At 74.3% G+C, this 19,446-nt stretch carries 16 protein-coding genes; 9 read left to right on the forward strand and 7 right to left on the reverse strand.

Translation table 11 applies throughout. The annotated features are described in order from the left end of the window. Positions 1-62 precede the first annotated feature (62 nt). Positions 63-458: an SHOCT domain-containing protein gene (locus ACZ6Y7_RS18170; protein ID WP_465758891.1), complete on the forward strand. Its 396-nt coding sequence runs from the start codon at positions 63-65 to the stop codon at positions 456-458. A 78-nt stretch (positions 459-536) separates the two neighbouring features. On the opposite strand, the gene ACZ6Y7_RS18175 is transcribed toward ACZ6Y7_RS18170, so the two are convergent. From ACZ6Y7_RS18175 to ACZ6Y7_RS18185, 3 genes are all read right to left on the reverse strand, one after another. Further along, complete coding sequence (locus ACZ6Y7_RS18175; protein ID WP_465758892.1) at positions 537-1,376, reverse strand: SDR family oxidoreductase; 840 nt, start codon at positions 1,374-1,376, stop codon at positions 537-539. Between the two features lie 169 nt (positions 1,377-1,545). Continuing rightward, a complete protein-coding gene (locus ACZ6Y7_RS18180) occupies positions 1,546-2,529 on the reverse strand; it encodes an aldo/keto reductase (protein ID WP_465758893.1) in 984 nt (327 codons plus the stop codon). 47 nt (positions 2,530-2,576) lie between these two features. Next, entirely contained in the window at positions 2,577-4,373 is a 1,797-nt protein-coding gene (locus tag ACZ6Y7_RS18185) for an acyl-CoA dehydrogenase (protein WP_465758894.1), read from the reverse strand. A 375-nt stretch (positions 4,374-4,748) separates the two neighbouring features. Between ACZ6Y7_RS18185 and ACZ6Y7_RS18190 the strand changes: the two genes are divergently transcribed. Together ACZ6Y7_RS18190 and ACZ6Y7_RS18195 are read left to right on the forward strand one after the other, a co-directional pair. Further along, positions 4,749-6,242 carry a diacylglycerol/lipid kinase family protein gene (locus tag ACZ6Y7_RS18190; RefSeq protein ID WP_465758895.1) on the forward strand — a complete coding sequence of 498 codons (1,494 nt, stop codon included), beginning with the start codon at positions 4,749-4,751 and terminating at the stop codon, positions 6,240-6,242. Beyond that, complete coding sequence (locus ACZ6Y7_RS18195) at positions 6,235-6,837, forward strand: phosphatase PAP2 family protein (protein WP_465758896.1); 603 nt, start codon at positions 6,235-6,237, stop codon at positions 6,835-6,837. The genes ACZ6Y7_RS18190 and ACZ6Y7_RS18195 overlap by 8 nt, the downstream gene beginning before the upstream one ends. 72 nt (positions 6,838-6,909) lie before the next feature. Here the strand turns inward: ACZ6Y7_RS18195 and ACZ6Y7_RS18200 are convergent, their stop codons facing one another. Next, on the reverse strand, positions 6,910-8,526 hold the full coding sequence (locus ACZ6Y7_RS18200; RefSeq protein ID WP_465758897.1) for an ADP-ribosyltransferase domain-containing protein: 1,617 nt from the start codon (positions 8,524-8,526) through the stop codon (positions 6,910-6,912). A gap of 238 nt (positions 8,527-8,764) precedes the next feature. Here ACZ6Y7_RS18200 and ACZ6Y7_RS18205 point away from each other — a divergent pair, with 238 nt between their 5' ends. From ACZ6Y7_RS18205 to ACZ6Y7_RS18220, 4 genes are all read left to right on the forward strand, one after another. Next, on the forward strand, positions 8,765-9,451 hold the full coding sequence (locus tag ACZ6Y7_RS18205; RefSeq protein ID WP_465758898.1) for a macro domain-containing protein: 687 nt from the start codon (positions 8,765-8,767) through the stop codon (positions 9,449-9,451). Between the two features lie 256 nt (positions 9,452-9,707). Beyond that, complete coding sequence (locus ACZ6Y7_RS18210; protein WP_465758899.1) at positions 9,708-10,586, forward strand: N-acetylglucosamine kinase; 879 nt, start codon at positions 9,708-9,710, stop codon at positions 10,584-10,586. Positions 10,587-10,855: 269 nt separating this feature from the next. Beyond that, on the forward strand, positions 10,856-13,666 hold the full coding sequence (locus tag ACZ6Y7_RS18215; protein ID WP_465758900.1) for a penicillin acylase family protein: 2,811 nt from the start codon (positions 10,856-10,858) through the stop codon (positions 13,664-13,666). Positions 13,667-13,723: 57 nt separating this feature from the next. Continuing rightward, entirely contained in the window at positions 13,724-14,326 is a 603-nt protein-coding gene (locus tag ACZ6Y7_RS18220; RefSeq protein WP_465758901.1) for a hypothetical protein, read from the forward strand. A 16-nt stretch (positions 14,327-14,342) separates the two neighbouring features. Here ACZ6Y7_RS18220 and ACZ6Y7_RS18225 read toward each other — a convergent pair whose 3' ends face one another. Further along, complete coding sequence (locus tag ACZ6Y7_RS18225) at positions 14,343-14,666, reverse strand: hypothetical protein (RefSeq protein ID WP_465758902.1); 324 nt, start codon at positions 14,664-14,666, stop codon at positions 14,343-14,345. 143 nt (positions 14,667-14,809) lie between these two features. Here ACZ6Y7_RS18225 and ACZ6Y7_RS18230 point away from each other — a divergent pair, with 143 nt between their 5' ends. Together ACZ6Y7_RS18230 and ACZ6Y7_RS18235 are read left to right on the forward strand one after the other, a co-directional pair. Then, positions 14,810-15,364, forward strand: a complete 555-nt coding sequence (locus ACZ6Y7_RS18230; RefSeq protein ID WP_465758903.1) for a YceI family protein — start codon at positions 14,810-14,812, stop codon at positions 15,362-15,364. Between the two features lie 88 nt (positions 15,365-15,452). Next, entirely contained in the window at positions 15,453-16,682 is a 1,230-nt protein-coding gene (locus ACZ6Y7_RS18235) for a threonine synthase (protein ID WP_465758904.1), read from the forward strand. Between the two features lie 32 nt (positions 16,683-16,714). Here the strand turns inward: ACZ6Y7_RS18235 and ACZ6Y7_RS18240 are convergent, their stop codons facing one another. Both ACZ6Y7_RS18240 and ACZ6Y7_RS18245 read right to left on the reverse strand, forming a co-directional pair. After that, positions 16,715-17,770, reverse strand: a complete 1,056-nt coding sequence (locus ACZ6Y7_RS18240; protein WP_465758905.1) for an MDR family NADP-dependent oxidoreductase — start codon at positions 17,768-17,770, stop codon at positions 16,715-16,717. Further along, positions 17,767-19,431 carry a phytoene desaturase family protein gene (locus tag ACZ6Y7_RS18245; protein WP_465759121.1) on the reverse strand — a complete coding sequence of 555 codons (1,665 nt, stop codon included), beginning with the start codon at positions 19,429-19,431 and terminating at the stop codon, positions 17,767-17,769. The genes ACZ6Y7_RS18240 and ACZ6Y7_RS18245 overlap by 4 nt, the downstream gene beginning before the upstream one ends. Positions 19,432-19,446 lie beyond the last annotated feature (15 nt).

Below are 19,446 nucleotides of genomic sequence, written 5' to 3' on the forward strand. Positions count from 1 at the left end.
CAAGCCGACCACGTGCCTGCCGCGGTCGCCCCGGGCAGGCCGTCGACGATAGGAGGCCGACGGTGGACTACCCGCTGCTGGACATCTTCTTCACGACCATGTGGCTCTTCCTGTGGATCATGTGGTTCTTCCTGCTGTTCCGCGTCTTCGGTGACCTCTTCCGTGACGACAGCGTGAACGGCTGGGGCAAGGCGGGGTGGTGCGTCTTCCTGCTCCTCCTCCCGTTCCTGGGCGTGTTCGTCTACCTGATCGCCCGGGGCAAGGGCATGGGGCAGCGGGAGTACCAGCAGGCGGCGGAGGCGGAGCAGGAGTTCCGCAGCTACGTCCGGGAGACGGCCGCCGGCGCCACGGCGCCCTCCGGCCACGTCGACGACCTGGCACGCCTGGCCGAGCTCAAGAGGACCGGCGCCATCACCGAGGAGGAGTTCCAGCGCGCCAAGGAGAGGGTGCTCGCCTGACGCCGGGGTGCCCAGCGGCACCCGGCACGGACCCTCCCGGCCCGCCCGCCGACCGGCGGCGGGCCCCGGTCCGGGCGCTCAGTCCGCGGCGGCCGTCGGCACCTCCAGCAACGCCCGTACGGCGTCGAGTTCGGCCGCCCCGGCGTGCACGGAGGCCGCGATGAGGTCGGCGCCGCCCACGCCGACCGGGATGCGCACCGGCAGCGGGCCGTCGGCGGCCACGATCCGCAGGACGTCGCGGGCGAAGTCCTCCGGGCGGTTCATCTCCGGTGACTCGCCCAGGCCGCGCAGCTGTTCGCGCATCGGCTCGGTGGCGTCCCGGTAGAGCGGGGAGCGGTCGGCGGCGTCGACGAGCGAGGTCCCGTAGCGGGTGGCGTAGCCGGCGGGCTCCAGGGCGACGACCCGGATGCCGAAGGGCGCGGCCTCGGCCGCCAGCGCCTGGGTCATGCCCTCCAGGGCGTGCTTGCCGGTGACGTACGCGGCCAGGCCGGGGAAGGACATCCGGCCGGCCGGCGAGGAGACGTTGAGGATGTGGCCGCCGCCTTGGGCGCGCAGCACCGGCAGCGCCAGCCGGGCCAGCCGCCAGGGGCCGACCACCAGGGTCTCCAGCTGGTCGCGCAGCTCCTCGTCGCCGACCTCCTCCACGGTGCCGAACACGCCGTTGCCGGCGTTGTTCACCAGGACGTCGAGGCCGCCGAGCCGGTCCCGCGCGGCGGCGACGGCGGCGCGGCACTGCTCGGCGTCCCGCACGTCCAGGGCGAGCGGCAGGATCCGGCCGCCGTGGCGCCGCCGCAGGTCCTCCAGGGCGGCCGGGGTGCGGGCGGTGGCCAGCACCGTGTCCCCGGCCTCGGCCGCGGCGGCGGCCAGGGCCCGCCCCAGCCCGGACGAACAGCCCGTCACCAGCCAACGCCGTGCCATGCGGTGCCCCCTCCGTGGAACCGGAACCGTCCGCGCCACGGTGCCAGAGCGAAGGACGGGTGCCCAGGCCCGCGGCGGGGGCCGCCAGGGCGCACGGACGTGCGGGCGGGGGCGCGGCACGGCGGCACACGCCCCCTGCACCGGGCCGGCCGGCCCGGCTGCCGGCGGTCTACCAGCGGTGGTGCACCTGCGCCCGGATCCGCCGGTCGTACAGCTCCCGCACCGCCGCCAGGGTGGCCGGCGGCAGCGGCGGCAGCTCGGCGGCCTCGGCGTTGGCCCGGGCCTGCGCGACGTTGCGGGCCCCCGGGATCACCGTCGTCACGCCCGGCTGCTGGACGATCCAGCGCAGCGCGGTCTGCGCCGGGGTGGCGCCCTCCGGAGCCAGCGCGGCGAACTCCGCCGCCGCCTCGACGCCGGTCGCGAAGTCCACCCCGGAGAAGGTCTCGCCCTGGTCGAAGGCCTCGCCGTGGCGGTTGTAGCTGCGGTGGTCGTCCGGTGCGAAGACGGTGCGCTCGCTGTAGCGGCCCGAGAGCAGGCCCGAGGCCAGCGGCACCCGGGCCAGGATGCCCACCCCGGCCGCCTCGGCGGCGGGCAGCACCCGCTCCAGCGGCTTGAGCCGGAACGCGTTCAGGATGATCTGCACGCTCGCCACCCCCGGCCGGGCGATCGCGGTCAGCGCCTCCGCGCAGGTCTCCACGCTGACCCCGTAGGCGGCGATCCGCTGCTCGGCCACCAGGGTGTCCAGGGCGTCGAACACCTCGTCCGAGGAGTAGACCGGCGTCGGCGGGCAGTGCAGCTGCACCAGGTCGAGCCGCTCCACGCCCAGGTTGGCCCGGGAACGGTCTGCCCAGGCACGGAAGTTGGCCAGGTTGTAGTGCTCCGGCCGCTGCTCGGCCCGGCGCCCGAACTTGGTGGCCACGAAGACCCCGGCGTCCGGGCGGTCCTTCAGGAAGCGGCCGATCAGCTGTTCGCTGCGGCCGTCGCCGTAGACGTCGGCGGTGTCGAAGAGCGTGACGCCCGCCGCCACGGAGGCCTCCAGCACGGCCAGGGCGTCCTCCTCCCGGACGTCCCCCCAGTCCGCGCCGAGCTGCCAGGTGCCGAGGCCGACGATCGATACGGGCCGTCCGGTGCGGCCGAGTACGCGCTGTTCCATGGGGAGGAGCCTCTCACGCCCCGCCCCCCGGGGCGCGGAGCGGCGGGTCAGAACCATTCCGGCCGGCACTGCGCCGCCGTCGTGTCCAGACTGTCCAGCAGGTCGAACTGCGGCCCGGTGCGGGGGAGTTCGACCCGGAAGAAGTAGCGGGCCGCCTGCCGCTTGCCCGCGCGGAAGGCGTCCGTGCCGGAGCCGAGAGCCAGGTACTGCTCCAGCCAGATCCAGGCCAGCACCACGTGGCCGACGGCCTCCAGGTAGACGGAGGCGTTGGCCAGCGCGACCGCCGGCTGCCCGGTGGACCAGAGCGCGGCGGTGGTCCGCGCGGTCCGGGCCGCGGCGGCGTCCAGGAGCGCGGCCAGGTCGGCCGCCTCGCCACCGGCCGCCGCCGCCCGCGCGCTGGTCGCCGCGAGGGTGTCCAGCAGCAGCCGTAGGCCCGCGCCGCCGTCCATCACGACCTTGCGGCCGAGCAGGTCCAGGCCGTGGATGCCGTGGGTGCCCTCGTGGATGGCGTTGAGCCGGTTGTCCCGGTAGAACTGCTCGACGTCGTACTCGCGGGTGTATCCGTAGCCGCCGTGCACCTGGATGGCCAGGTCGTTGGCGGCCAGGCACCACTGCGAGGGCCAGCTCTTGGCGATCGGCGTCAGGACGTCCAGCAGCAGGTGGGCGCGGGCCCGGTCCTCCGGCTGCTCGGCGGTGGCCTCCTCGTCGAGCAGCCGGCTGCAGTACAGGCCGAGGGCGAGCGCGCCCTCCACATAGCTCTTCTGCGCCAGCAGCATCCGGCGCACGTCGGCGTGCTCGATGATCGGCACCTGCGGGGCGGCCGGGTCCTTGGCCCCCAGCGGGCGGCCCTGCGGGCGGGTGCGGGCGTAGTCGAGGGCGTGCAGGTACCCGGTGTAGCCGAGCGCGGTGGCGCCCTGGCCGACGCCGATCCGGGCCTCGTTCATCATGTGGAACATGTACGCGAGGCCGTGGTGGGCCTCGCCGACCAGGTACCCGACCGCGCCGGGCCCGCCGCCCGGCGTGTGCCGGCCCTCGCCGAAGTTCAGCAGGGTGTTGGTGGTGCCGCGGTAGCCCATCTTGTGGTTGAGGCCGGCCAGGACCACGTCGTTGCGCTCGCCCGGCGCACCGTCCGGCCCGACCAGGAACTTGGGCACGATGAACAGCGAGATGCCCTTCACGCCCGCCGCCCCGCCGGGGATCTTGGCCAGCACCAGGTGGACGATGTTCTCGGCGAGCTCGTGGTCGCCGCCGGAGATCCACATCTTGGTGCCGGTGATCCGGTACGTGCCGTCCGCCGCCGGCACCGCCCGGGTGGTGATGTCGGCCAGCGAGGAGCCCGCCTGGGGCTCCGACAGGCACATGGTGCCGAAGTAGCGGCCCTCGACCATCGGCCGGACGTAGGTGTCGACCTGCTCCGGACTGCCGTGCGCCAGCAGCAGGTTGGCGTTGCCGACGGTCAGCAGCGGGTAGGAGGAGGTGGCGATGTTCGCGGCCTGGAACCAGGCCCGGCAGGCGTTGGCGACCACCACGGGCAGCTGCTGGCCGCCGAGTTCGTACGGCATCGAGGCGCCGACCAGCCCGGCCTCGGCGTAGACCTTCAGGGCCTCGCCCACCTCCGGGATGAGGTGCACCCGTTCGCCGTCGAAGCGGGGCTCCTCGGCGTCGTTCTTCTTGTTGTGCGGGGCGAAGTGCCGGGTGGCGATGGTCTCGCTGAGCTCCAGCACCGCGTCGAAGGTGTCCCGGTCGTGGTCGGCGTAGCGCGGGCGGCGGGTCAGCGCGGTGACGTCCAGCCAGTCGTGCAGCAGGAAGTCGAGGTCACGACGGGAGAGCAGCAGCGAGTCCAAGGCGGGGCATCCGATCGGCGAGGGCGGCGGTCCGGGGGTGGGCCGGCAGTCGGCATCATCCCGCCCGCCGCGCCCCCGGCACCAGGGGTACGGCCGGGTCCTCGCCGCCGCCCGGCCGGACCGGCCGCCCTCGCATCCGCCACGGGGCCCCACCGGGCCGGCCCGGCCCCCGCACCCGGCCCCACCCCGCACCGCCACACCGCAGACCGCGGGCGGACGTGTGTACTTCCCGGAGCGGGGTAGCGTACGGCCGTCCGGGGCGGTCACCCGGACAGCCGGGCCGGGATGCCTCCCGGCGCCGGGTTGCGCAGGCTGCTGGAACGGACCGCCCGCACGGCGCGGCAGAGCACGGCACAGCCCTGCACAACCCGGCACATGACGGCAACACGGCTCAGGGAGGTCGACATCGACGACACGCCTCGGACGCGCTCCGCCGACCGGACCGCGCGGGTGCTCGCGCGGTGCGCGCTGCTGGCCGCGGTCGGCGCCGTCGTGGTGCTGCTGGTCGCGCTGGGCGACGGCGGCCTGGAGGTGGTCGCGTTGGGGTTCCTGGCGCTGGTCGTGTGGGCGGCCGGCGCCTGGTGGTTCCTGGCGTACCGGGGCGCCGTGCGGGTGCTCGGGGCACTGCTCGCGGTCGCGGCGCCGGTCGGCGTCGTGGTGCTGTTCGCCTTCCACGACCTGTGGCCGACGGCGCTGCTGCTGTTCTTCGCCTGGGGTGCCGCGCTGGCTCTCGGCCGCTGGGCACTGCGTCGCGCGCGCCCGGCCAGGGCGGCACCGGCGGTGCCCGCGGCGCGGCCGCGACATCCGGTGCTGATCATGAACCCGAAGTCCGGGGACGGGAAGGTCGGCCGTTTCGGGCTGGTGGAGCGGGCGGAGCGGCTCGGCGCCCGGGTGGTCCTGCTGGACCCCGCCGTCCACACCGACGTGGCCGCGCTCGCCCGCGAGGCGGTGGCCGACGGCGCCGACTTGCTGGGTGTCGCGGGCGGTGACGGCACCCAGGCACTGGTCGCCGCGGTCGCCGCCGAGCACGACCTGCCGTTCCTGGTGGTCTCCGCCGGCACCCGCAACCACTTCGCCATGGACCTCGGTCTCGACCGGGAGGACCCGGCCCGCTGCCTCGACGCACTGACCGACGGCGAGGAGCTGCGCGTCGACCTCGGCGAGGTCTCCGGCCGGCCCTTCGTCAACACCGTCTCCTTCGGGGTGTACGCGGACATCGTGCAGCGCCCCGAGTACCGCGACGACAAGGCGGGCACCATCCTGAACCTCCTGCCGGACCTGCTGGTCGGCGAGGGCGTGCGGCGGATCGACGCCACGTTCGAGGGCGCCGCGCCCGCCTCGGCCGCGGGCGGGCCGCTCTCGGCCCAGCAGGCGCTGCTGGTCAGCAACAACCCGTACGGCTCCCCGGACGACCTGGACGGTGGCGGACGCCGTCCCCGTCTCGACAGCGGCGTGCTGGGGGTGATGGGCATCCGGGTGGAGAGCGCGGCGCAGGCCGCGGACCTGGCCGTCCGGGGTGCCCAGTCCACCGGGCTGACCGTCATGACCGCCCACCGGGTCGAGGTGACCTCCGAGGAGGCCGAGATCGCGGTGGCCGTCGACGGCGAGGCGCTGCGGATGCGCACGCCGGTGGTGTGCACGCTCGGCGCGGGCGCGCTGCGGGTGCTGGTGCCGCGCGACCGCCCGGGCGTCACGCCCGTCACGCCGCGGCTGGACTGGCGGCAGCTGGCCACGCTGGCGTTCGACCGCGGCGGCCCCGACACGGGAGCGGACGCCGAACAGGACGCCCGGCGGGGCTCCGCTCGGGGCTCCGCTCGGAACATCGCCCAGGACTCTGCTGGGGACTCGGAGGGACGGACCCATGCCTGACCGGAACACCACCACTGCTCCGCCCGCCAAGCCCAGCGGGGCGGGCGTGCTCAGCGACCTCCGGGCGGTCGACGGGGCGCTGTACGCGGCCGTCGCCGCGACCCCGACGCCGAGCCTGGACGCCGCGCTGCGGCGGCTGTCCCGCGCGGCCGACCACTCCAAGATCTCGCTGGCCGTCGCCGCGGGCCTCGCCCTGGTTCCCGGCCGGCCCCGACAGGCGGCGGCGGCCGGGGTCGCCGCCGTCGCGCTGGCCTCGGTGGGCGCGAACCTGCTCGGCAAGCAGCTGGTCCACCGGCGCCGGCCCGATCGCGAACAGGCCCGGGTGAGCGTGGCGCGGCAGGTGCGGATGCCGGAGTCGGCCTCCTTCCCGTCCGGACACACGGCCTCGGCGACGGCCTTCGCCACTGCGGTCGGGGTGGTGCTGCCCCCGGCGGCGGTGCCGCTCGGGGCGCTGGCGGTCGCCGTCGGCTACTCCCGGGTGCACACGGGCGTGCACTACCCGGGCGACGTCGCGGCCGGTGCCGTCCTCGGCTTCGCGGCGGCGGCGGCCGCCCTGGCCGTCGTGCACGTGCCGATGCGCCTGGTCCACGGGTGAGGCGCGGCGGCCGGCGAGGCACGGCAGGCCGGAGCGGAGCGGCTGGAGGACGGGCGGCGCGACCCGTTCGGCTCAGGACACCAGGGGCGCCTCCGCCGACTCGGTGAGCGTCACGGTGCAGAGGCCGCCGCGCTCCGTCCGCACATCGGTGACCTCCAGCTGCGTGCCGGGCAGCAGGATGAACTCCTCCTCGCCGGTGAACGCCGAGAAGTTCTGGATGCCCGCGGCCCGGGCCGGGCGCACCTCGAAGAGCGTCCGCTTGCCGCGGCTGCCGAGGAAGCCCTGGGCCACCGCGAGCTTGGACGTGCAGGAGGACACGCCCCACCACGTCACCGTCCTGCCCACCGGGTACTGCCGGCGCAGGTCCAGCGAGACCCCGCGCCAGAGCGGCTCGGTACGGACGGGCAGCCGCGACACCGCCGCGAACAGCAGCCGCAGGTACGGGAGGTAGGGCGCCAGCCGGCTGCGGTCGGGCGAGCGCAGGACGGCGTTGATCTCCCGGTAGAAGGCGGACTCGCAGGTGTACAGGTACAGCGCCGCGATCTCGTCGGCGGACAGGCCGGCCGCCGCCTCGTCCGCCCGCCGCTTGCCGAAGTCGTGCGACAGCTCGACGTGCCGGTCCAGGCCGCGCAGCACCGCGGCGACCGGGGCCGCGGCCTCCCGGAACCCCGTCAACGGGGTGTCGAAGACACCGGTGATGGCGGGCAGGACGAGGCCTTCGTCCTTCACGCTCGCCAGGCGGTCCAGGTAGAGCTGGTGCAGCTCCATGGTGGAGGCGATGAACGCGCCCATCCGCTCGGCGACCCCGCCGTCCGCCCCGCCGGCGCCGTCCGACTGCGCGTTCCAGCCGGTGCTGGGCAGCCAGTCGACCTCCTCGGCGCCGAGCGCGGCGAGCGCCGCGTTCACCGTGGCGAAGTGCTCGCCGTCGCAGAAGACGTCGCCCTGGGCGGCCGGGTTGGCGTGGTCGATGTGCCGGACCTCCACCTCGGGGTACTTCTTCTGCAGCCGCAGCACGACGTTCTTCAGGGTGCGCGCGTGCGCGCCCCACCAGGCGAAGACCACGTAGCGGTCCTCCTCGGCGGCCTGCTGCTTGGCCCGGAGGATCTCCTCGACGATCCGCTCGGCGACCGGCCGCCAGAAACCGGTGTGCTGGTCCGGCCCCATCGCGCCGTCACTGCTGGCGGTCAGCGCCGCGTTCAGCAGCAGCACGCCCTGGGTGAGCATCGCCTGGAACCACTCCGGCGGCTGGACGGTCTCCCTCTCCTTCAGCAGCGCCCGTATGTCAGCGATCGGCGTCTTCTTGGGGATGCCGTACTTCCACATCGCCGCCGCCTTGATGATGCAGCGGATGCTGACCACCCGGCCGAACGTGCTGTCCTTCCAGTCGTGGAAGGTGTTGTCGAACATCGCGATGCCGGTGGCGCTCTCCGGCCGCGGGTACGGGTTCTGGCCGAAGACCACCACCTTCCACTTGTGCGGCGCGTGCGGCTTGAGCGCCTGGAAGGTCAGCTCGCGGACCGGGACGACGGCCGGGCCGCGGCCGGGGCCGATGAACGAGGCCGCGCCGGGCTGGGCCTCGATGACCGGCTTCAGCAGCGGGAGCCACGGCTCGCCACCGCCGGCGAACAGCTCCGCGAGGGCGAGCGGGTCGTTCGGGTCGGGCTGGGCGGGGGTGTCGACAACGCTCATGGTGGTGCAACTCCGGCTGGTCGGGCGGTACGGATGGGCGGACGGGACGCGCCTGACGACCCGTCAGCTCCCCTGGCTGACACGACAGTCCTACCAGCCGGGTCCGACAGTCCGGCCCGGCCGGACGCGCCGCCGACGGGCGCGGACGGCGGCGGCCGAGGACCGCGGACGGATTGTCGGTGGCGCCCGCTAGCTTCGTCGGTGTCAGCAGGCCGCACCGACCGGCAGGAGCACACCCATGACCACGGACCGCACGCAGTCACCGCTCTCGGTGGTGTTGACCGACCTCAACGCGACGGTGGTCGAGTCCTGGCGGGCGGCCTTCGCCGACACCCCCGGGGTGGAGGTCCGCCACGCCTCGCTCCTCGCCACGAAGGCCGACGCCTGGGTCAGCCCCACCAACTCCCGCGGCCGGATGGACGGCGGGACGGACGCGGCGATCAAGCGGCACCTGGGCGCGGGCATCCAGCTGCGGGTGCAGAAGGCGATCCGGGACGGTCACGCGGGCTCGCTCCCGGTCGGCAGCGCGGTGTGCGTGCCGTCCGGCGCCGTCAACCCCCGGTTCCTGATCTCGGCCCCGACGATGGAGACCTCCTCGGAGAACGTCAGCGAGACCTTGAACGTGGCGCTGGCCTGCGCCGCCGCCTTCCAGGCGGTCCACCGGCAGAACCGGCTGGAGCCGGGCTCCATACGCTCGGTCGCCCTGGTCGGCATGGGCGCCCGGACGGGCCGGGTGCCGGCCCGGGTCTGCGCCAACCTGATGTGGACGGGCTACACGCTCTTCAACGACCACCACTTCGAGGACGACGACGACCTGCGCGCCACCATCCTCGCCCAGCTGGACGACCTCGAACGCGCCCCCGCCACCCAGCGGGTCCGCATCGCGCCCCCGGCCCGCCGGAGCTCCCCGGCCCGGAGGGCCTGACGCGCCCGCCGGCTCCCGCCCCACCGCGCTCCCCACCCCGGCCGACGGCGGGCGTCGAGCACGTCCGCGGGGCGGAGGCACGCGCCAGTCGCCCGCGCGGGTGCGGAACGGCCTGCGGGCCCGCCTCGCCCGCTCCGCCCAGGGACCGACGGACCTGGCGCCTCAGCTGGCAGACTGGCCGCCGATCAGCCCCGCGCCGCCGGACCTGTCCGGCGGCGGTCCGGCCCCACCTCCTCCGCCCCTCCGGAGCCGCCCCGTGAGCACCCTGCACCTCGGCGTCGACGCGGGCGGCAGCCGCACCCGCGCCGTCCTCCTCGACGCCGCCGGCACCCGGCTCGCCGGCGCCGAGTGCGGCGGCGCCAACCCGGCCGGACAGGACCCGGCCGGCACGGTCGACCGTCTGGCCGCCGCCGTCTCGGCCGCGCTCGGGCGCCGCGATCCGGCCGGGGTCGCGGCCTGCCTGGTCGGGCTCGCCGGGTACCGGGCCCTGCCCGACCCGGACGGCCTCGCCCGACGGCTCCGGAGCGCGCTCGGGCTCCGCTGCCCGGTCCGGCTCGTCCCGGACACCGTCCCGGCCCTGGCCTCCGGCGGCGTCGGCGACGGCCGGGGCACCGTCCTGATCGCCGGGACGGGCACGATCTGCGTCCGGCTCGACGGCACCCGGACGCTCGCCCGCAGCGGCGGGCTCGGGTGGCTGCTCGGCGACGAGGGCGGCGGCTTCTGGCTCGGCCGGGAGGCGCTCCGGCACGCCCACGCCGAGCCGGACGGCCCGCTCGGCACCGCCGTACGCGGCCACTGCGCCGCCGGCTCCCCCGACCTCCTGCTGCGCTGGGCCTACGACGGCCCGCCGCGGCGACTCGCCGAGCTCGCCCCGCTGGTCTCCCGCCTGGCCGAGGCGGGGGACCCGAGCGCCCTCGCCATCGCCCGCACCGCCGCCGACCACCTGGCCGGCCTGGTCCGCACCACCGCCGTCCCCGGGGAACCCCTCGTCCTCACCGGCTCGGTCGCCACCTCACCGGGCCCGGTCCACGACCGTCTGCGCCACCTCCTCGCCGACCTGGCCCCGCGCCTGCCCGTCACGGACGCGGCCACCGCCGCTGCCCGGCTCGCCGGCCGCCTCTCCGCGAGCCGCTGACCGGCCGGACCGCCCGGCCACCCCACCGCCCCGCCACCCCACCGCCGGACCGCCCACCCACCTCCGGCACCACCGGCAACGCACCCCGCGCCCCGAGGCCCCCACCCCCAGCCGACACCACCGACCACCAGGCCTGACGCCCCTCCCTCCCGCGCCGACGCATCGTCACCTTGACCACCCGCCCGGGGAAATGGCATGCACGCCACTAGCCAACCGTCCAGTAGCACCCCTACCGTCGACTCCCCGTGGCTACGACGGAGGAGTCCGCCTTGCGCCTACGCCCCCACCCCCTCCGATTCCCGGCCGCCGCCCTCGCGTCGGCCCTGCTCGTCACCGCCGCCCTGACCACCACCCCCACCGCGACCGCCGCCCCCGCCGCGCCGACCGCCCCCACCGCGGCCGCCAACGACTACTGCGGCGGCCACTGCAACGACATCCTGCCGCCCGGCGAGAACGGCAACGCCACCCTCGCCGACATCCTGCTCAACCGGATGTTCGGCACCCGCCCGGCCCACACCGACGACCAACTCGGCCCGTACGCGGCCCTCGCGTCCGGCTACTCCGGCCTCACCGAGGCCAAGCTGCGCGACTTCTTCAACGACGCCTCCTTCGGCGTCCCCGCCGACCAGGTCGCCAGCACCACCAGCCCCCGCCCGGACGTCACCATCGTGCGCGACAAGGCCACCGGCGTCCCGCACATCGCCGGCACCACCCGCTACGGCACCGAGTTCGGCGCGGGCTACGCCGCCGCCCAGGACCGGCTCTGGGTGATGGACCTGTTCCGGCACGTCGGCCGCGGCCAGCTCTCCGGCTTCGCGGGCGGCGCCGGCGCCAACCGCCAACTGGAGCAGAGCTTCTGGCAGGCCGCGCCGTACACCGAGGCCGAACTGCAGCAGCAGATCGACGCCATCGCCGCCCGCGGCGGCCGGGCCACCCAGGCGCTCGCCGACGCCAACGCCTACCTCGACGGCATCAACCAGTACGCCAAGGAGGCGTACAACGCCCGCACCTTCCCCGGCGAGTACGACCTGACCGGCCACATCGACCCGATCACCAACGCCGGGTCCATCGAGCCGTTCAAACTCACCGACCTGGTCGCCCTCGCCTCCGTGGTCGGCGCCCTGTTCGGCTCCGGCGGCGGCGGTGAACTCGCCTCCGCCCAGGTCAAGTCCGCCGCCGAGGCCCGCTACGGCAAGGACGCCGGCGACGCGCTGTGGAAGTCGCTGCGCGAGGCCGACGACCCGGAGGCCGTCCAGACCCTGCACGACGGGCAGAGCTTCCCGTACGCGACCGTGCCCGACCAGCCGCAGGGCGAGGCGCTGCCCGATCCCGGCTCGGTGGTGCCCGAGCGGATGGTCTACGACGCCACCGGCTCCGCGAACTCCGCCGCCACCACGGCCGCCGGCGTGCTGCCGGGCAACCTGCTGACCGCCAAGCACGGCATGTCCAACGCCCTGCTGGTCTCCGGCGCCCACACCGACGACGGCCACCCGGTCGCCGTGTTCGGCCCGCAGACCGGCTACTTCGCCCCGCAGTTGCTGATGCTCGAGGAGATCCAGGGCCCCGGCATCAGCGCCCGCGGCGCCGCCTTCGCCGGTCTGAGCTTCTACGTGCAGCTCGGCCGCGGCCAGGACTACGCCTGGAGCGCCACCTCCGCCGGGCAGGACATCACCGACACCTACGCCGTCCCGCTCTGCACCACCGACGGCTCGCCCGTCACCACCGCCGCCGGCTCCTACCTCTGGCACGGCCAGTGCCTGCCCTTCGACCGGCTGGAGCGCAAGAACGCCTGGAGCCCGACCACCGCCGACTCCACCGCGGCCGGCTCCTACACCCTGGTGATGTACCGCTCGAAGTACGGCCTGGTCACCGCCCGCGGCACGGTCGGCGGCGCCCCGGTGGCCTTCACCGCGCTGCGCTCCACCTACCGCCACGAGGCCGACTCCATCATCGGCTTCCAGGAGCTCAACGACCCCGGCGCGGTCCACGACGCGGCGAGCTTCCAGAAGGCCGCGCAGGACATCAACTACACCTTCAACTGGTTCTACGCCGACTCCCGCGACATCGCCTACTACAACTCCGGCAGCAACCCGGTGCGGGCCCCGGGGGTCGACGCCGGCCTGCCCGTGCTCGCCCGGCCCGCCTACGAGTGGGCCGAATTCGACCCGGCCGCCAACACCGCCCGGTACACCCCGGCGGCCGAGCACCCGCAGTCCGTCGACCAGGACTACTACGTCTCCTGGAACAACAAGCAGGCGAACGGCTACACCTCGGCCGGCTTCGGCAACGGCTCGGTGCACCGCGGCAACCTGCTCGACGACCGGGTCAAGGCCCTGCTGGCGGGCGGCGGCAAGGTCAGCCGGGTCTCGCTCACCCAGGCCATGGAGAGCGCCGCTCTGGCCGACCTGCGGGCGGAGGACGTCCTGCCCGACGCTATCCGGATCCTGCGCAGCGCACCGGTCACCGACCCGGCCACCCTCACCGCCCTGCAGCAGCTGGAGTCCTGGCTTGCCGACGGTGCCCAGCGGAAGGAGACGTCCCCCGGCAGCCACGCCTACGCGGACGCGACCGCGATCCGGGTGATGGACGCCTGGTGGCCGCTGCTCGCGGACGGCGTGATGCGCCCGGGCCTCGGCGACCAGCTGTTCGGCGCGCTGACCGGCGCGCTGCAGATCAACGAGTCGCCCTCGGGCGGGCAGACCGGCCCCGGCGGCGGCCCGGTGAGCGCCAACGAGTCCATCCCGCACAAGGGTTCGGCCTTCCAGTACGGCTGGTGGAGCTACCTGGACAAGGACCTGCGCGCCGTCCACGGCGACCAGGTCAAGGGCCCGCTCGCCCGCCCGTTCTGCGGCGGCGGTGACCTCACCGCCTGCCGGGGCGTCCTGCTGGACACCCTCAAGCGCGCCGCCGCCCAGACCCCGGCCCAGGTCTACCCCGGCGACACGGACTGCTCCGCCGGCGACAAGTGGTGCGCCGACACCGTCATCCAGCGCCCGCTGGGCGGCGTGACGGACGCCAAGTCCACCTGGCAGAACCGGCCCACGTACCAGCAGGTGGTGCAGTTCCCCGCCCACCGCTGAGCCCCCGGGTGGCAGCCCCCCGCCGGACTGTCGGAGGGGGCTGCCACCATGACCGGCATGGATATGAACACACTGATGCACCAGCTGGCGGACGAGTACACCGAGGGCGAGATCCCCCGGGAATACCCCTACGCCGGAGACCTGACCATCGCCTCGGACCTGGTCTTCTGCAGCCCCGACGCGCCGGAGTGGTCCTACTGCGGCGATCTGCCGCACGGCAGGCACCCCGTACACATCGCGGTGGAGCGCTGGCAGGACCGGGACACCGGAGAGGACCGGGTGGACGTCACCATGGTGCTGATCCCCTTCGCCGAACCCGAGGTCATCGCCGAGGCCGAGTTCGAGGACGCCATCGAGGACTACCAGCCGCTCGGCCCGACCCTCGGCTTCCTCTGGGACGGCATCGCGATGGACGCGCTGCGCTTCAAGGGGCAGCGTCCGGCGGCCTTCCCCGACCTCGACGCCTTCGTGGCGCACGTGGAGGCCGAGCTCGCCACCCCCGACGCCGACGGCCGGCCGCGCGCCTGGGTGGACGTCACGGTGGACGAGCGCACCGGCTGCAACGTGCTGGCCTTCCCGATGATCGGGGACGCGGCCGGCTGCTACGAGGGCCGCGACGCCGACGGCCGGCTGGTCGCCCTCCTGTTCACCTCGGAGTGAGCCGCCGCCCGCCGGGTCAGGGTCCCTTCGGCCCGGCGGGCTCCACCCGTGCCGCCACCGTGCGCTCGTCGTCGCGCAGGAAACGGGCCTGGTCCCGCATTCTCCTCCCCACCTTGAGGTACGCGGTGTTGCTGTCGTTCGTGGTCATCCGGTCCGAGGCGGCGAAGGCGAGATCGACGACGGCCTCCATCAGCCCGGCGAGTGCGCCCATCAACGCGGCCTCGTCCGACTGCGGAACCTTGTCACGCCCACCCTCCCGCGCCTTCGGCAGCGCGTTCTCCCGCAGTTGTCGCCGCGCCTCCGCGACCGCCTCGACCATTGCCCCGATCCCGCTGTCCATCCCGGCCCCCTGGTCGTCCCGGTACTCCCGACGCTCCTTCCCTCCCCGGGCCCGACCAGGCCCAACCCAACGGGCGACGATCGGAAACTCCCCCTAGCGTGGTCCGGGGACCACCGACATCCGCACCAGGAGGCAGCCCGACCATGACCACCGACCTCTCCGACCTCACCGGCGACTACGTCATCGATCCCGCGCACAGCCGGATCGGCTTCGTCGCGCGCCACGCCATGGTGACCAAGGTCCGCGGCGCGTTCCACACCTTCGAGGGCACCGCCCACCTCGACGGCGCGGACCCGTCCCGCTCGACCGCCCAGGTGGTGATCAAGGCCGAGAGCATCGACACCGGCGTCGAGCAGCGCGACCAGCACCTGCGCACCAACGACTTCCTGGACGCTCCCAACTTCCCGGAGATCACCTTCCGTTCCACCGCCGTCGAGGCGCGCTCCGACACCGAGTACGCGGTCACCGGCGACCTCACCATCAAGGACGTCACCCGCCCGGTCACCATCGACTTCGAGTACACCGGCACCGCCGTCGACCCGTACGGCAACCAGCGGGTGGGCCTGGAGGGTTCGGTGACCATCAGCCGCAAGGAGTTCGGCGTCACCTGGAACGCGGCCCTGGAGGGCGGCGGCGTCCTGGTGGGCGACAAGGTGGTCCTGGAGTTCGACGTCTCCGCCATCCGCCAGGGTCAGTAGCCCCGCGCGGCCGGCCCGGCGCACGGGCCGGGAAGCGAAGATCGGAAACCACCGGACCGGAGGGCGGCCGCCCGGTTAGTCTCCTGCCATGGCGACGACGGACTCCCTCGCAACCGGCCAACTCTCCCTCGGCGAGGGCGGCCTCGGCCAGGGCCTGCGCCACCCCCTCCGGCCCCCGCTGACCGCGGGCTGCCCGCGCACCAGCACGGAGGACGTCTCCTACCCCGTCGAGGTCGACTACGCCTACGACGAGGTCGACCGGGAGCGCCTGTTCGCCCCCGCCCCGAGCCGCGGCGGCCTGGAGCGCTGGGCCCCGCTGCTGCCGCCGCTGCTCGCCCCGGGTCTCGGCGAGGGCGCCACGCCGCTGATCGAGATCGAGCCCGGGGTGTACGTCAAGGACGAGTCGCGCAACCCCACGTGGAGCCACAAGGACCGGCTGAACCGCTGCACCACCAGCGCCGCCGTCGGCGTCGGCGCGCCCGGCATCGCGGTGGCCTCCTCCGGCAACCACGGCGCCTCGGCCGCCGCCTACGCCGCCCGCGCCGGGCTGCCCTGCGTCGTGTTCACCGGCCCCGACCTCCCGCCGAACGTCGACGCCTTCCTCACCGCCTACGGCGCGGTGGTCCTCCCGGTGCCGTGGGAGGCGCGCCGGCCACTGCTGCGGCAGGTGGTGGACCGTCTGGGCCTGCACCCGGTGAGCAACCTGACCACCACCCACACCGGGCACGCCTTCGGGCCCGAGGGCTACAAGACGGTCGCCTACGAGATCTTCCAGGACATCGGCACCCCGAGCGCGGTGTTCGTCCCGGTCGGGTACGGCGAGCTGCTCTTCGGCATCTGGAAGGGCTTCGCCGAGCTGCGCCGGCTGGGCCTGACCGACCGGGTGCCCCGCATCCACGCCTGCGAGTCGGCGGCATCCGGCCCGCTGGCCCGGGCCGTCGAGCAGGGCCTCCCGGCCGCCCACGTGGAGGTCGGGCCGAGCGACGCCTACTCGATCGCCGCGCCGATGAGCGGCTTCCGCGGGGTGCTCGCACTGCGGGAGAGCGGCGGCCGGGCGCTGACCCTGGACGACCGCCGCCTCGCCGACGCCCAGCGCGAACTGGCCCGGGCCGGCCTGTGGACCGAACTGTCCGCGGCGGCCGGCCTGGCCGGGCTGCGCAGCCTCGGCGAGCCGGACCTCTCGGACGGCCCGGTGGTCTGCGTGTCGACCTCCAGCGGGTTCAAGGACCTGGGCGTCGGCACCCGCCGGACGGATCCGGTCGCCCCGGAGTGGGAGGCGGTCCACCGCCGCCTCCGCGCCGCCGGCCTCGCAGGCTAGCTAGCGGCATCCCCGGCCCGCCCACCGGGCCCTCAGAGCTCGACCAGCACCTTCCCCCGGCTCGCCGAGCGGTCGGTGTACAGGCTGCGGTACGCGTCGGGGATGCGGTCGAAGCCGCGGTGGACGGTCTGCTGGTAGCGCAGCTCCCCGCTGCGGACCAGGGTGCCGAGGTCCCGGCGCAGCGCGGCCCAGTTCTCCTCGGTGAACCACTCCAGCGAGAAGATGCCGCGGATGGTGGTCCGCGGGAACATGATCATCGGCAGCAGCCGCGGGCCCGTCCAGTCCCCGCCGACCTGGCTCCCCCACTGCCAGCAGACCGCGACCCGGCTCTCCACCGCGAGCATGCCGAAGACCACGTCGGTCAGCACCCCGCCGAGGCAGTCGAAGTAGCGGTCGATGCCGTCGGGGGCCAGTTCGGCGAGTTCCTTCTCCAGGCGCTCCGGGGCGTCGCCGTCGCGGTAGAGCACCACCCCGTCGAAGCCCAGCTCCCACAGCCGTTCGGCCTTCTCCGGCGTGGCCGTGGTGCCGATCACCCGGGCGCCCCGGTGCCGGGCCAGCTGCCCGACCAGCGACCCCACCGCCCCGGAGGCCCCGCTGACCAGCACCGTCGACCCGGCGCGCACCTCCAGGAACTTCTCGACCGTGCCCCAGGCCGTCATCCCCGGCCCGCCCAGCACGCCGAGCGCGGTGGACAGCGGCAGCGCCTCGTCGTAGTGGTCCGGCTCCAGCCGGCGGAAGGCCGGGAAGACCATCGGGAAGGTGCCGGTCTGCCAGAGCCGGGGCGCGCCGTTGCTGACCAGGTGGGTGCGCCAGCCGCCGAAGCCCTGGACCAGGTCGCCGACCGCGAACCGCGCGGCCGGACCGGCCTGCAGCACCTCCATGATCGAGTCGGCGCCCATGTGGTCGCCGATCGGGGTGTCCAGGGCGATGCCCTGCAGGTACGGGTCGACCGAGACGTAGCGGGTGCGCAGCAGCATCTCGTCCGCGGCGAGCCGGACGTCCATCTCCTCCACGACCTTGCGGTACATCCGCGCGACGTCCGGCACGCCGTCCACGTGCTCCCGGACGATCCACTTCTCGACTCTCACGAGGTGACTCCAAACTGCCGGTCGGCGGGTCCGACCGGTTCGATGAGCAGGGTGGGCGGCGGCGCGTGGTCGTCGATCTCGGCGGTGAACGGCCTGCGGTCGTCCCGGCAGATGAACTGGACGACGTGCCGGCCGGCCGCCGCGGCCCGGATCAGCCCGCCGGTGGTCGCCCAGACGCCGGAGAGGTAGAAGTTCGCCAGCCCCGGCAGCCCGGGGCCGTTGCGCTTGATCTCCTCCTCCAGGGTCTCGCCGCTCTCCACGAAGGGCTGCCACCCCAGCACCGTGCCGTCGTAGTTGCCGGTGTAGCGGACCTGGGTGAGCGGGGTCGAGACGTCCTTGACGGCCACCGCCTCCTTCAGACCGGGGTGGTGACCGTCCAGGAACTCGATCACGGCGTCCCGCACCCGGCGCTTCTCCCGCTGGTACTCGCGCCCGCGGCCCACCGGCAGGGTGTGCAGCTCCTCGCCGCGCCGCAGCCGGGGCGCCTGCTCGGGGCCGGTGCTCAGCTTCCGCCAGGGGGCGATGTCGCAGAAGTAGCTGGCGTACACCACGGTGGTCCCGGCCGGGGAGAGCTCCGGGTAGTGGCGGCTGCGGAACTGGACGTTGATGCTGGGGTGCCGGATGCCGGTGAGCCGGGCGGCGAGCTCGTCCTCCAGCAGGTAGGTGGTGCACGGGTCGCCGGCGGGGAAGGGGCGCCGCAGGCCGAGGAAGACGGTCAGGTAGCCGGGGAAGACCATGCCGGGCTCGGTGATGGTCCTGGTGTACAGCCGGCGGTAGGTGTCGTTCAGGTAGCGGCCCTTGAGCAGGTCCATCATGGTGGTCCGGCCGTCGCAGGCGGCCACCACGATGTCCGCCCGGACCTCCCGGCCGTCGCTCAGCCGCACCCCGACCGCCCGGTCCCGCTCGACCAGGATCTCGGTCACCTTGGCGTTGTACGTGATCTCCCCGCCGAGCCTCCGGTAGCGCTGCTCGACCGAGTGGGCGAGGCCGAGCGATCCGCCCTCCGGGACTCCGGCCGACTGACCGGCGTGCGAGGCGAGTTGGAAGTACGTCGGCAGCACCGGGAAGTTGGGGTGCTTCTCGTACAGGACGAAGTTGAACGCCTCGCGCAGCAGCGGGCTGCGGAAGCGCGCCGCGTAGTCACTCATCAGCACCGTGATCGAGCGCCGGATCACGTTGACGTACGGCAGGAAGGAGGCCAGCATCCGCCACCGCTCCCACCGGCCCATCAGGCCGACCGGCTTGAGGAAGGGGTAACGGGCCAGTGCCAGGCGGAACTTGCGCAGCCCGGCGCAGAACTGCCGGATCCGGGGGGCGTCCTCCGGGGCCAGGTCGAGCAGGTGGGCTTCCAGCCGGTCAGGGTCGGAGTAGAAGTACACCGCCCGGCCGTCCCGGGTGCGCACCACGTTGAAGACGTCGAAGTTGCGCATCCGCTTGCCCTGCAGCGCGCCGAGCTCCAGCCAGATCCGGTGCATCTCGTTGCCCGGGCCGCTGCCCAGCAGCCAGCTGACGCAGCAGTCGAAGGTGAACTCGCCGCGCTCCCAGCCGGTGCAGCAGCCGCCGGGAATCTCGTGCATCTCCAGGATCCGGGTGCGGTAGCCGTTCATCTGCGCGTAGCAGCCGGTGGACAGGCCGCCGAGCCCTCCGCCGATGATGACCACCGTCCGCCGGTCGCC

The sequence above is a fragment of the Kitasatospora sp. NPDC053308 genome (genome assembly GCF_055585785.1).

Bases quoted from the DNA above. Each gene is read 5' to 3' on its own strand.
- ACZ6Y7_RS18175 (WP_465758892.1), bottom strand. From the start codon at position 1,376: ATGGCACGGCGTTGGCTGGTGACGGGCTGTTCGTCCGGGCTGGGGCGG.
- ACZ6Y7_RS18180 (WP_465758893.1), bottom strand. From the start codon at position 2,529: ATGGAACAGCGCGTACTCGGCCGCACCGGACGGCCCGTATCGATCGTC.
- ACZ6Y7_RS18190 (WP_465758895.1), top strand. From the start codon at position 4,749: ATGACGGCAACACGGCTCAGGGAGGTCGACATCGACGACACGCCTCGG.
- ACZ6Y7_RS18195 (WP_465758896.1), top strand. From the start codon at position 6,235: ATGCCTGACCGGAACACCACCACTGCTCCGCCCGCCAAGCCCAGCGGG.
- ACZ6Y7_RS18200 (WP_465758897.1), bottom strand. From the start codon at position 8,526: ATGAGCGTTGTCGACACCCCCGCCCAGCCCGACCCGAACGACCCGCTC.
- ACZ6Y7_RS18205 (WP_465758898.1), top strand. From the start codon at position 8,765: ATGACCACGGACCGCACGCAGTCACCGCTCTCGGTGGTGTTGACCGAC.
- ACZ6Y7_RS18220 (WP_465758901.1), top strand. From the start codon at position 13,724: ATGGATATGAACACACTGATGCACCAGCTGGCGGACGAGTACACCGAG.
- ACZ6Y7_RS18225 (WP_465758902.1), bottom strand. From the start codon at position 14,666: ATGGACAGCGGGATCGGGGCAATGGTCGAGGCGGTCGCGGAGGCGCGG.
- ACZ6Y7_RS18230 (WP_465758903.1), top strand. From the start codon at position 14,810: ATGACCACCGACCTCTCCGACCTCACCGGCGACTACGTCATCGATCCC.
- ACZ6Y7_RS18235 (WP_465758904.1), top strand. From the start codon at position 15,453: ATGGCGACGACGGACTCCCTCGCAACCGGCCAACTCTCCCTCGGCGAG.